Below are 13,025 nucleotides of genomic sequence, written 5' to 3'. Positions count from 1 at the left end.
GCGCCGACCCGCCTAAGGCTTGTCCGAGGGCGAACAACCCGAACCGACGCCGTGCGCGGTTGCGGCATGCCGCAACCGCGCACGCTCATGTATATGGAAATGGAAGTGTTGAACATGCCGAGCATCGATCTCAACTCCGACCTGGGAGAAAGCTTCGGGCGATACACGCTCGGGCTTGACGACCAGGTCATCCCGCTGGTTTCCAGCGTCAACGTGGCGTGCGGCATGCACGCCGGCGACCCGGCGGTCATGCGCCGCACCGTCAAGCTCGCCGCCGACGCGGGCGTTGCCGTGGGCGCGCACCCGGGCTACCCCGACCTGCAGGGCTTCGGCCGCCGCGACATCGCCATGTCGCCCGACGAGGCCTACGACTACATCCTGTACCAGATCGGCGCGCTGCAGGCCTTCTGCCACGCCACCGGGGCGCGCATGCACCATGTGAAGCCGCACGGCCAGCTGTACAACCGCGCCGCCGTGGACCCGGAGCTTGCCCGTGCCGTGGCCGCCGCCGTGAAGGACGCCAACCTGGACCTGGTGCTGGTGGGCCTGGCGAACAGCGAGCTCATCCGCGCGGGCCAGGCGGAGGGCATCCGCACCGCGCAGGAGTTCTTCGCCGACCGCAACTACACCGACGAGGGGCTGCTGGTGTCGCGCAAGCTCCCCGACGCCGTCATCACCGACGAGGACTTCGCCGTGGCGCGCGTGGTGCGCGCCGTGAAGGAAGGCGCCATCGAGTCGGCATCGGGCAAGCTGATCACCGTGAAGCCCGACACCATCTGCATCCACGGCGACAACGTGCACGCGCTCGAGTTCGCCGGCAAGATCCGCACCGCGCTGACCGAGGCCGGCGTCGAGGTGAAGCCCGTGTAGCAACGGGGGCACGCGCGAGGCCGCGGAGCGCCGGGCCGCGCACGGCGGCGCCGCAAGCGAGCAACAACGCACAACGCAACGAAACGCGAAGAGGGCCGGGTATCAACCCGGCCCTCTTTCTTGCATCCCGCCGCCGCCCTATGCAGGTGCGACGGCGGGTTCCCTATATCCCACCTTCGCCGTAGTCGGACGTGCTAGCGCTTATCGCGACGGCGCATGATGACCAGCGCCGCGATGGACGCCGCGCCCGCCAGAGCCACTGCCGCAAGCGGCAGGACCAGGGCAAGCTTGTCGTCGCCCGTCTGCATCAGCGCCTTGCCGATAGGCCCGCTCGGCGCGAAGGTCTTGCCGCCGGGCTGCGTGGGCTGCACGGGTGCCGGAGGCTCGGCGTACGTGTTCGTGAACGCGAGCACGTCGGCATCGCCTGCCACCGTTGCGTTCAGGTGGCCGAGCCCGCCATCGACGACCGTCACGGTCACCTTGTACGCGTGCTTGTCGTACGTCACGTTCGCCTGCGCGTCGTCGAGCTCGGTGAGCGCGAACTCGTACGTGCCGGGCTTGTCGAACGTCAGCGCCGGGAAAGCGATCTTGCCGTCGGCGGCGTTCTTCGCCTTCAGCTCGGTGCCGTCGGCCGCGGTCAGCACGAACGTGAACTGCCCGTCCTCAAGGTTCTTGCCCACCAGCGTCTTGGAGGCGCCGATGGTCACCGTTGTGGGCGTTGCCTGGTAGGCGTTGGCGAAGGTCGCCTCGCGCGCGCCTTCCAGCGCATGGGCCACGCCGAGCGTGCCGTCGCCGTTGTCCTTCACCGTGGTGACCACGGTGTACGTCGCGCCGTCGTAGGTCACGCCGTTGGCGACGGTGCCGCCCCCGACCTCGTGCAACGTGTAGCGATGCGTGCCGGGCTGCGTGTACTTCACCGCGCTCAGCGTCACGCTGCCGTCGGCGGCGTTAGCGCCGGTCGCCACCACATCTTCGCCCTCGAGCAGCTCGAACGCGAACTCGCCGGCGACCATGTCGCGACCCATCAGCGTCTTGGTCACCGTCACCTGATCGGTCACGCTGGAGCTAGCGGGCTCCACCGTGTAGGTGTTGGTGAAGGAGAACGCCGGGTTAGCTGCGGCACCCTGGCGCTCGACCGTCAGCTTGCCGTTGCCGTCGTCGGTCACCTTGAAGCTGACCGTCTTGGTCGCTGCGGCATCGTTGATCACGCCGGGCACGGAACCGCTCTCCGTCACCTTATAGGTGAACACGTGGGAACGGGGCTTGCCGGACTCGGGCTCCGGGTTCGCCGGCTGATCGGCCGGCTGGTTGCCGGGAGCGACCTCGTCAACCGTACCGTTGTCGGTATCGGGAGCCGCTACGGCACCCGCACCCTGCTCGTCGCCTGCCGCGGGCTTGTTGCCCTCGTCAGCGGCCTGAGCGGAAGCGTTATCGGCATCCGCGGGGGCCTGAGCATCGGCATCGGCGGCCTTCGCGGCATCGGCGTCAGTCTCCTGAGCCGGTGCTGCAGCCTGGTCGGCGGCCTTTGCAGCATCCGCTTCGGCCTTGTCGGCGTCCGCGGCGGCCGCCTGGTCGTTCACGCCCAGGGCGCGGTTGAGGTCGTCCAACGTGAACTTGATGGTGCCGAAGTCCACGCTGCCGTCCGCCTCGTTCTCGGCGGTGGTGCGCTCGGGCATGGGGGCGGCCGCATCGTCGGAGGTCACCTCGAAGGTGAACTTGCCCTCGATGGAGTGCGGTTTAAGCCCAGGTGCCGTCTGCAGCGTCTTCACGCCGGACATGCCCACCTGCACCGGATCGCCCGTGGAGTACGTGTTCTCGAACTTCAGGCCCTTGTCCAGGTTCGCCGTTGCCGTAAGCGAGCCGTCGCCGTTATCGACGACCGTCACCTTGAACGGGATCGGCTGCGTCTGCGCCGTGATGCCCTGGCCGGCCAGGCCGTCGGTCTTCTCGTAAGCCAGGTAGCTCACCGTCCACGAGGTGACGCCCTGGTCGGAGGTCTTGGAGGCGTTGCCGTCGGTCACCAGGCCCTCGAGCATCTCGGTGGTGTAATGAAGGCCGTCGAACGTCACGGTGCCATCGGCCGCGTTCTTAGCCGTCCGCAGGTCGTCCCCGCCCGTTGCGTACTTCACCGCGAAGGTGAACTCGTCGGCGGAAAGCGGACGTCCCGTAAGCTCCTTGGTCGCCGTCACCTGAGCGGCGGCACCGCCCGGGTTATCGGTAGAGGCGGCATACGCGTTGGCGAAGGGAACCACTGCGGGGCCCGTGCCGGCAGCAGACGGGTCTGCGCCATACACGTACGTCTTGGTGCCGCCAGGCCCACCGGCCACCACGGTCTTGACCGTCAGCGCGGCCTTCTCCGGGTTGTCCTCGACCGTCACCGTTACCGTGTACTCCGTCGTGTCGTAGGTGTAGCCGTTAACCTTTTCGCCTACCACCTCGACCACCTTATAGGTGTACGTCTTGCCCACGTCGCTCTGACGCAGCACCACGTGCTGCTCGTCCAGCGCGGACTTCACGGCTTGCACGCCGTCAGCCGCTGCGGGCATGGCGATCTCGGCACCCTCCAGCGGCAGGCTCAGCGCGTACGCCGACGCCTCGTCGCCAGGGGTCACTTTGATCGTGAACTGCCCCTCGGCCATATCGCGGCCGGTCAGGGTCTTGGCCACGTTCAAGCCGCCCGCTGCCGTGTAATCGATTTCAGCGGCGTAGCGATTCACGAACCTGGTGTTCTCCGCGACCGCAGAGGCCTTGAGCATACCGGAGCCATCGTCGGACACCGTCACCTTGATGGTTGCCACGTTGTCGTCGTACTGAATGCCCGGCAGCTTATGGCCATCGGCGGGCACGACCTCGCGCACCTCGTAGGTGAACGTGCGCTTATGGTCGGGCTCGGCCTTCACCATGTCGGACGTGAACTCGATCGTGCCGAATCCGAAGCTCTCCGCGTTCGGCTTGGTCACCGTCGCGTATGCCACATCGTTGCCCGCGGAATCCTTGGGCAGCGGACCGCCGTCGAGCGCCTTCAGCTCGAACGTGAAGTTGTCGGAGTCGATCCAATCGCGGCCCTCAAGCACCTTGCTCAGGCCGGCGGTAGCGGTATCGTAGCTGGTCGGGGTTGCCTGATAGCCGTTCACGAACGCCACGGGATTGGTCGCGGGATCGACGACCTCTCCGTCTAGCTTGGTGGTCAGCGTCAGATGCTTGTCGGCATCGCTGCTCATGCCCACCGTGATCTCGAGCGCATGCACGCTCTCGTCGTAGGTGACGCCGGGTTTGCGATCGCCCTCAGCGGGCACGACCTCGCGCACTTCGTACGCGAACGTCTTGCCGATATCAGCCTGCGTGAACGTGACGCCGTTCATCTTCGCCATATCGCACGCGACGCCATCGGCACGCGCAGCGTTGGTGAAGCTGCGGTCGGAAACCGTCAAGCGGTCTTCGGCCTCGGTAGCGGCAACTGCGCCTTCCTTGTCCACACCATGGATGCTGAAGGAGAACTCATCAGCTGCCATGTCACGGCCGTTCAGCGTCTTCTGCACGGTGATGCCGGAGAACTGCGCATTCTGCTCGTACTTGTTCTCGAGCTTCGCCGGCCCGTTGTCGTAGCTCACCTCGGCGACCAGATTGCCGCTATGGTTATCGGTCACCTTGACCGTAACCTTGTGGACATGACGGTCGAACACGATGCCGCCGGTTGCGGCACCCGCTGCGTCGAGATCCTTGCCGCAATACTTGCTCTCCTGCACCGCGAACGAATACGTGCCAGGCTTGCTGAACGTCAGCCCCTTGAAGGAGAAGCCGGTCTCAACGTCCACCTTCGCGCCGCTCACCGAGGCTTCGTCAGCACCCTCCGGGATAACGATAGTGCCGGCGTCGATGGCCTTCTGCGTGGCCTCATCGGCCGCGCTCAGCTTGAAGCCGAACGTCTCGCCTTCCGCCATATCGCGGCCGGTCAGCTTCTTGGTGCCATGAATCGCCGTATCGTCCTTGAGCTCGGCGGGGCCGGGCTTGTACGAGTTTTCGAAGCTGAACATGCTGCCGGTGATCGACGTTCCGCTATCGTCCTTATAATACTCGGCACTCAATTCAAGTGGGCCGCCAACATCCTTGATGGTCACCTTCGCGGTCCACACCGTCTGGTCGTATTCCATGCCGGCCGGGTTGAAGGTCTTGTCCGCCAGAACGTCCTTCACGGCACGCCACGTATCGCCGACCTTGACCACCTCGACGATCTTGTACTCGAAGGTGGCATCGAGCGTTTCAGGGTTAAGATCTTTATGCTCGTACTTCGCCGACGGCCACGCGATGCTGCCGCCCGCCTCGACCGTGGTCAGAACGCCGCGCCATTCGCCGCGATCGACACGCGTCACTCCTTCGCCCTCGGGCAACGGCGCCTTAGCGTTATTCGTGCAAACGATCACATGGAACATGTCCGGCTTAAGGGGGTTCTCACCCGTCGTATCCGTATACGTCTTCGTGCCGCTGGGGGTCCACTTCACCTCAGAGGTATCGTACTCGTTTACGAACGACGCCGTATCGTTCTCGATGAGCTCCTCGCATTTCACGCCATCATCGTCAAACAGCTTCGTCATCTTAGACTTCACCGTCAGCGTACCGTTGTGGCTCTCATCGGTTACCGTCACGACGACCTGGTACAACGTCTGAGACGCGCTCACGCCGGAGTTCAGGGTGCTGAGCTCCTCAGACTCCCAAATCTCATACGTATACGTGCCCGGCTTCGAGTAGCTGATGTCTTGGAAGTTGAAAGGCACTTCTGTACCGGCCGGAGTGCCTAACGGCTGCGTTACCTCAACACGCGTCTCGCCGAGGGTGCCGGTCGGCGGCATCGGCGCCTCAACGGACGTATCGGCATCCTTCAGAACGAACGTGAACTTGTCGGTTTCGAGCCACTCGCGACCGGTCAGCACCTTCTTGCCCTTAAGGTACGTCTTGCCATCCAGCGTGCCGGATGCGGCATACGTGTTCGTGTACGTTACCGCGCTCGTTTTCCCAGCAGCGATTTTGCCTTCCTCGCCAGCGGCCTTTGCCGTAAAGCCATCACGCGGCGTCTCGCTTACCTTATAGCCCCAGCCATCGGAAAGCCCGTACACGTACAGGGTCTCGCCCGGCTTCAGGGAATGCTCCGCCTGGCCGTCCTGGCCGAACACCAGCACGAACTTATCGCCCTGCTGCTCGCCGTTCGCGTCCTTCACCACGGCGTTGAAGCTCTTGCCGACGGCATCCTGCATCGCGATGGTGAACTCGAAGGAATCGTTGGCGAAATCAGCCGCGTTGTACCCAACGGGCAGCTTCAGTTGCTTCGTCACCGTCAGCGTGCCGGGCACATCCATGCTCAGCTTGCCGTTATTGCCCAGATAGGCGTTGATCTGCGTTTGCGCGGCGGACTGCTCGGTGCCGCTCCACTTCGGGTTCAGCACGTCTGCGGCAGTTGCCGTGGGATTATCGGTCTTGACCTTGTGCAGCTCGTTGATGTAGGTCAAGCGCGGCGCGCCGGACTTGAAGTAGCAGGCGCCCGCGGAATCCTTGGCGATAACGCCCTCAGCTTGCTCGGCAGCATCGCCGGGGAAGGACACATGCTCGGTCTTCGCGACGGGCTTGCCGTTCTCCATGGCGTAGTAGTCGTGCTTGTAGTAGTACGTGGAGCCGCTCTCCACCGACTTCGCCGGCGTGGTGCATGCCTCATCGGTGTAGATAGGCGCGTCCTGCGTGAAGTAATAGTAGCTGTTGCCCACAGCCGGCTCGAACGTGGCGACCGCGTCGCCCGTTTTCTTGCCGGTCCACTTGTTGGCATAGAAGTTCACCTTGCCCGTTGCGTCGGTGTTCTTCTCCATATACGCCTTCATGGCGCCATCGGGGTTCTCCAGCAGATCGAGCGCCGCCGGCTTCACACCGGAGGAGTACAACACCGAGATCGGCTTGGTGTTCGAGACGCTCATGGTGTCCTTCGCCAGGTCAATGGCGAAGTTGCGCAGCGGGATCAAGGACGCAGGTACCTTCACCTGCACCTTATCGCCCACCGCAGGATCATCGTCAGAACGCGTGACGGTGATCACGACGTCCTTCAGGTCGGCAGCGGCCAGACCGGAATGCACGTCGCCGCTGAAATGGTACGTGTCGACGTTCCCCTCCGTGGTCTTGGACTTGCAGCCGTACACCGTTCCGTCGTACACGAGCTTGGACAGGTCGGTGACCTGCATGTAATCGCCCAGCTGATCATCGAAGGTGATGTAGCCAGTCCTGCTCTCGTAGCCTTCGCTTGTCTCCGTGGGATAGCCGGCGCCCTTCGAAATCTCCTTGGAGATGTCGTCGAACACGCGCTTCAGCTCATCGGCGTTTTTCGCGCTCTTGTAGAACGTGGCGTCTTTGCCGTCGGGGCCCTTCGCACGATCGCCGAAGTGCCAGTTATACTTGCCCCCAGCCTCCGTATACGTCGCAGACGGGTAGTTGCTCGACACGGCGTGCATGAACTTGTTCTCGTCGGATGCGCTGCCAGTCACCGGATCGAGAGCGGGATTCGCGTCCTTGAAGATGCCGACAGAATACACCACAGCACCCGCATCCTTCATATCCTTGGCGTACCCAACGGCACTCGAGGCGACCTTCGGCTCAAACTCGCTATAATCCGTAGGGGTGCCGTCGGTGAAGAACACGACGATCTTCTTGGCATCGGAGCGCCCGGACGACACGCCCGTCGCAAGGCTCATGCCGTTATCGGCCCTTGTTGCACCGGCGGGCCGAATGGCCCCTACCTGATCTTTGAACTGCTGTTCAGTAGCAGCGGTGCACGGAGCCAGCGTCTTCATCACCTGGCTGTAGTTGTACTCGAACCTGCCGCTCCAATACCTGTCGTTGCCAACCTTGTCGGTCCAATCGCCAGCGAACTTCACGATTGAGACCTGATGCTGCTTGGCGGCATCCTTGACCGTCGCATTCTGCTTGGCGATTTCGTCGATGAACGAATTCGCCGCGTTCTGGAGTGCAACAATACGCTTCGTCGTGTCGCCGCTGCCCATGGGGTCGTTCATAGACCCGGAGGCATCGAGCACCAGCACGATGTCAAGCGGCGTGGTCGCCGTATCGGACAGGTTCGAGGTGGACGACAGCGCCGTGAGCGCGGTCAGGAAGTCCGCACCATTCTCCTTGGATACGGTGACGCCGTTCTTGCTAATCTCATTGTCCGACACGGTCTTGTCGGTCCAGATGCGCCCGACGCTCGACGTATCATTCTCGATAAGCCCCTGCCAATCCCAAATGGTCGAGGGGTCCGTGACGGCGGTCTTGTTGCCGCTGTACGTTGTCGCCGACGAGTCTTCCGCAAACGCCGCGCCGCCGAATAGCGGCGACAACGCAAGCACCAGCACGGCGGCTAACGCTGCCTTGAAACGCTTAGTCGATTTCATGTCCTCGCCTCCTTCCACCGCATCGCGGCCTTCCATATCCCCTTGCGCTTGCATATGCGCGCGCTCGGGCTTTTCCGGTACCCTGACGTCTTCACGGGCCCGCTCCTTCCCGCACGGTCCTCCCATGCCATCGCGCCCGCCGGCATCGGCATCCCCCGCCAATCGCCAAGCGCGCACACAGCCCGTAACCGCGCATTGCGCTAGCGGCGCAGCCGGCATCGAGCCGCTGCACCTCCTGATAACATCATTGCTAATGGGGATACAGGGAACCACGCCGTATATGCGAACGTACGACCCCGATATTCCGTTTTCGCAGGTGGATGAATGGGCGTCAGGGGGTCGTATAAACGACCCCCGTGGACAATACGGCCAAGCCGCGGACGCTTCCCGAGAACTCGCGGCCAAAGTTAACCCCTTCGGAAAAAATGAAAACCGACGGCAACGCGACACGGGATACAATAAAGAAAAAGGCGCGGACACGCCTGGAAGGAGGGGTGCGATGAGCAATGCGAAACGCGAAAATAGACTGCTGTTTTGCGCACTTGCGTTGTTCTTCTTCGTGTTCCTTGAGTCGACGCTGTTCTTCCAAGCCAACCTAGCTCAACCTGAAGGGCACGGTCCCTTCCTCTCGCAGCTCCCCATCCAAGGCGCCAGCACCCTGGGCCTTCTGGCCTTTCCCCTTAAGAACCGTCTTGTCGGCGAAAAAGGCCGACCAGTGTTCATGGGAGCCGTCACCGTCCTTGGAGTCGCATGCCTTGTCGGCGTCACTTTCGCGTCGTCGCCGCTGGTGATCGCGTGCACAGGTGCGGTCGGGTTCTTCCTTATCGGGCTCGCCGGCGCCACCGCGTACTGGGCAACGTGCGCGAGGTCGCGCAGTATCGCGCGATTCGCAACGCTGATCGGAGGCAGCCACGCGCTCGGCGTGCTCGCGCAAATCCCTTTGCTCGGGTTCACATCGAACCACCTGATCGAAGCCGTCGTGCTCTCCGCAGGCATCATCGCGCTGGGCGCGATCAATGCGCGCATATGGCCGCCCCGATCCACGCTCGCGGACTTTTCCGCGAAGCGGGAACAACGCGGGGGGGGGATCACCTCGAAAGCAGCGAGCTCGCCGGATGGCGCCTCGACCATATGACCCCTCGCACCGCCGTCATCGTAATCTTCGCCTTGGTGCTGCTGTTCTCCGTGCTGTTCAACACGCTCTACACCTTTATTGATATTGGCTCGCCTTGGACCAGCCAATACACCAACGTGACGCCCCGCGTCCTGATGGCCGTCGGAGGCTTTGCCGGCGGCGTGCTGTTCGACCTGCACCGGGCGCGTTACCTGGGCATCGTCATGTTCTGGATGATGCTGCTCTCGGTCGGCGCGATGCTCGGGGTTGAGGCAGGCGGGCCGTACGTCATCGGGGAAGTCGTCTACTTCCTGGGCACAGGCGTGTTCATGACGTTCTACACCACGGTGTTCATCTGGATAGCGCAATTCCTGCGCGCCCCCGACCTATGGTGCAGCATGGGACGGGCGCTCAACAACGCAACCGCCATCGCAATCGGCGCACCCGCGCTGCTGGTGATCGATCTAACGAGCCCCGTGGCCGTGATCGTGCTGCTGATTCCCCTGATCATCGGCATCAACGCGCTGCTCTTCGCCGCCGGCATGCTGGACCTGCATCCACGCCCGAGGGGCGGCGAAACCGCAGGGTGCGCTGGGCAGCAAGCCGGCGTGCCTGGCTCCGCGGGCAATATCACGCCTGGTCAAGCGACAATCGACGAGCACGCACCCGCTGCCGACAACGCCACGCCCGGCCCCGATGGCAGCGACATATCTGCTCAAAGAGCAGCTGACGGGCTTCCGAAGATCACGGAATGCCCGACACCCGGCGCCGCGCCTTCCGCGGATGATGCCGCTATCGACCCCGAAGCACGTCTTGGGGATTTCGCCAGCCGCTTCTCGCTCACGCCACGCGAGATCGAGGTGCTTGCCACCGTCACCGCCGACGAGCGCCCGCTCAAGCATGTGGCGGCGGACATGGGCATCTCCTTGCGCGTGCTCCAGCGGCACCTGACCTCGCTCTACCAGAAAACCGGCACGCAATCCCGCGTCGGCCTCACGAAGTTATTCTGGGAGTAGCGCCTACGCTCGCTCCGCGCCGCAGTAGCGCCGCGCAAAGGCTCCCGACCGGCCTGCAAAACCCCGCGAAACCCTTCGCCCGCTTCCCCACCGCAGGCAGTCCTACTCACCCCATACGCCCCATAACACGAGAAAGCCCCGTCGCAACCGAGGTTGCGACGGGGCTTCGAATCTCAGAAGGCGCAAAGCGCGCGACCTTCCCTTTAGCGAAACACCAGCTTACGCGGCGTTGCGCTTGGCGGTTGCCACGATGGTCTTCACGCCCTTGACGGCCAGCACCACGGCCAACACGAACAGCAGCACGGCCAGCAATGCCTGCACGGCGGGGGCGAAGATGTCGCCGCCCTTCATGATGAGAAGGGTCTTCTGATAGAACGTGATGCCCAGCGACGTGAGCGTGGCCGCCAGCATGAAGCCCATGGGCACGAAGAACATCTTATTGTTGCGACCCGCGTTGCCCAGCCATGCGCACACGGCCAGCAGCGCCAGGGCGGCAAGCAGCTGGTTGGCGGCGCCGAACAGCGGCCAGATGATGGTGTAGCCGGTCATGCCCAGGAACACGCCGATGACCACGGTGATGATGGTGGCGACATAGGGGTTCGCCATGACCTTGCGCACGCCCGTCAGGTCCTCGTGCTTCACATCGACGGGAGTCCACAGCTCCTGGAACATGTAACGGGCCAGGCGGGTGGCGGTGTCGAGCGAGGTCAGGCAGAACGCGGAAACGGCCAGGATGAGCAGCGCATATGCCAAGCCCTGCACGTTGGCCAGGCCGGGGATGCATGCGAGCATCTGGGACAGGCCGTCGGCGAAGACGGCGGTCGGGGAGGCGTAGCCGCCTGCGGCGTACTTGCTCCACACGAAGCCGACGGCGCACAGCGAGATGACGGCCAGCAGGCACTCGATGAGCATGCCGCCGTAGCCGATGGGCTGCGCTTCCGCTTCCCTGTCCAGCTGCTTGGACGTGGTGCCGGAGGCGACCAGGCTATGGAAGCCGGAAATGGCGCCGCAGGCGATGGTGATGAACAGCGCGGGGAACAGGAAGCCCGAAGCGGCGGCCTTGTTCGTGATGGCCTTGCCGGCCTGGTCGACGAGGGCCTGGCCCGTGGAGGCATCGAACGCGGCGTTCGTGGCGACGAAGCCGGTGAACGCGGGAATCTGCAGGTTCGAGGCAGCGCCCGTGAGGGATGCGCCCACGATGCCGATGACGGCCAGCAAGATCATGCCGTACAGCAGGTAGCTGGACAGGTAGTCGCGAGGCTGCAGCAGGATCCACACGGGGGCGACTGACGCGATCAGGATATACACGCCCAGGATGATCATCCACGTGTTGTAATCCAGCGACAGGGAGATGCCCATGAGCGGCAGGTTGTAGCCGATGGCCACCATGATGACGATCAGCACGATGGCGGAGGCGATGTTCACCGGGCCGGGGATGTTGCGGCCGCGCGTGAGGATGCCGTAGACGACGGCGACGCCGATGAAGATCACCGAGATCATGGCCGTCTGCTGGTTGGCCAGGTTCGTGGCCGCCTTCGTGCCGTCCAGGTCAGGCACCACGGCGAACGTGTTCGCCACGATGGAGGCGAATGCGGCCACCACCAGCAACAACGTCAGGTATGCGAAGATGCAGAACAGCTTCTTCGCCGTGCTGTCGATGTTCTCTGCGACCACGACCGCCAGCGTCTGGCCCTTATGGCGCAGCGATGCGAACAAGCTGCCAAAATCGTGCATGGCGCCGAAGAAGATGCCGCCGATGAGCACCCACAGCAGCACGGGCACCCAGCCGAACACGGCCGCCTGGATGGGGCCGTTGATGGGGCCGGCACCGGCGATGGACGAGAAATGATGACCCAGCACCACGTACGGCGGCGCGGGAACGTAGTCCACACCGTCTTCCAGTTCGTGCGCCGGAGTCGGATTCTTGGGATCGACCCCCCATTGCTTCGCCAGCCATCCGCCATAGAAGATATAGCCGATGACCAAGATGACCGCAGCAACAAGGAGGATAAGCAATGCGTTCATGGAACCCTCTTCTGTTTTGCGTTTCCGTTGTTAGGAACGCGGCAGCAGGTTCGCCTCCAACGTGGTTTTCAGCTGCTTGCCTGCCGCGTTCGTTATCACGCGGTTCGCAGAGAGGTCGGCGATGGCCACCCGAAGGTCGGCCCAGCCACGGATGCCCAAGGCGAAGTTCTTGCGGAAGCGCGTTTTGCGCACCGCCTTCGCCGCTTCCTGGGTGCAGGAATCCGCAACAATCACCAGGGATATGGCCGAGGACATGTGGTTCGGCTTGGGAACCACCTTTTTAAGCCCATCATGTTCCATGAACGACACAAGATCGCGCACCTGAGTTTCGTCCAAGGCATCGGCAAGGACGAAGAACAGATACTCATGCGTGTCGACTTCCCATAGCTTCGCGCTTTTGACCAGCACGTACTTTTCGCCATAGGAATGGAACTCGGCATACCCGGGGAAGGTGCGGCCGGCGTACTCGTATCCCCGTCGCACATCGAACCATTGCTCGTGTGCAGCGAGAATACGCTTCAGCACCAAGTGTTTTTCGTCCTTTGCCCGGGAGGGTTGCTCCTCGGACCGAAGGGCTGG

General features: G+C 63.4%; 6 protein-coding genes. 3 read left to right on the top strand and 3 right to left on the bottom strand.

The window, feature by feature from the left end; all coding sequences use genetic code 11:
* Positions 1 to 114 precede the first annotated feature (114 nt).
* Entirely contained in the window at positions 115 to 870 is a 756-nt protein-coding gene (locus RDW26_RS04255; protein ID WP_298628882.1) for a LamB/YcsF family protein, read from the top strand.
* Positions 871 to 1,064: 194 nt separating this feature from the next.
* Here the strand turns inward: RDW26_RS04255 and RDW26_RS04250 are convergent, their stop codons facing one another.
* Positions 1,065 to 8,291, bottom strand: coding sequence for a Spy0128 family protein (locus RDW26_RS04250; RefSeq protein WP_307982655.1), 7,227 nt, complete (start codon positions 8,289 to 8,291; stop codon positions 1,065 to 1,067).
* A 499-nt stretch (positions 8,292 to 8,790) separates the two neighbouring features.
* Between RDW26_RS04250 and RDW26_RS04245 the strand changes: the two genes are divergently transcribed.
* The gene (locus RDW26_RS04245) at positions 8,791 to 9,426 is read left to right on the top strand and encodes a hypothetical protein (RefSeq protein ID WP_307982654.1); all 636 of its coding nucleotides are present in this window, start codon (positions 8,791 to 8,793) and stop codon (positions 9,424 to 9,426) included.
* Positions 9,423 to 10,421: a helix-turn-helix transcriptional regulator gene (locus tag RDW26_RS04240; RefSeq protein ID WP_307982653.1), complete on the top strand. Its 999-nt coding sequence runs from the start codon at positions 9,423 to 9,425 to the stop codon at positions 10,419 to 10,421. The genes RDW26_RS04245 and RDW26_RS04240 overlap by 4 nt, the downstream gene beginning before the upstream one ends.
* Before the next feature lie 219 nt (positions 10,422 to 10,640).
* On the opposite strand, the gene RDW26_RS04235 is transcribed toward RDW26_RS04240, so the two are convergent.
* Both RDW26_RS04235 and RDW26_RS04230 read right to left on the bottom strand, forming a co-directional pair.
* Positions 10,641 to 12,446 (bottom strand): carbon starvation CstA family protein, encoded by a 1,806-nt coding sequence (locus tag RDW26_RS04235; protein WP_307982652.1) that lies wholly within the window; start codon positions 12,444 to 12,446, stop codon positions 10,641 to 10,643.
* 30 nt (positions 12,447 to 12,476) lie between these two features.
* Positions 12,477 to 12,974, bottom strand: a complete 498-nt coding sequence (locus tag RDW26_RS04230; protein WP_114620634.1) for a hypothetical protein — start codon at positions 12,972 to 12,974, stop codon at positions 12,477 to 12,479.
* Between the last annotated feature and the right edge of the window lie 51 nt (positions 12,975 to 13,025).

The organism is uncultured Senegalimassilia sp., from assembly GCF_902464545.1.
Lineage (GTDB): Bacteria > Actinomycetota > Coriobacteriia > Coriobacteriales > Eggerthellaceae > Senegalimassilia.
This window is presented reverse-complemented; position numbering and strand designations above follow the sequence as displayed.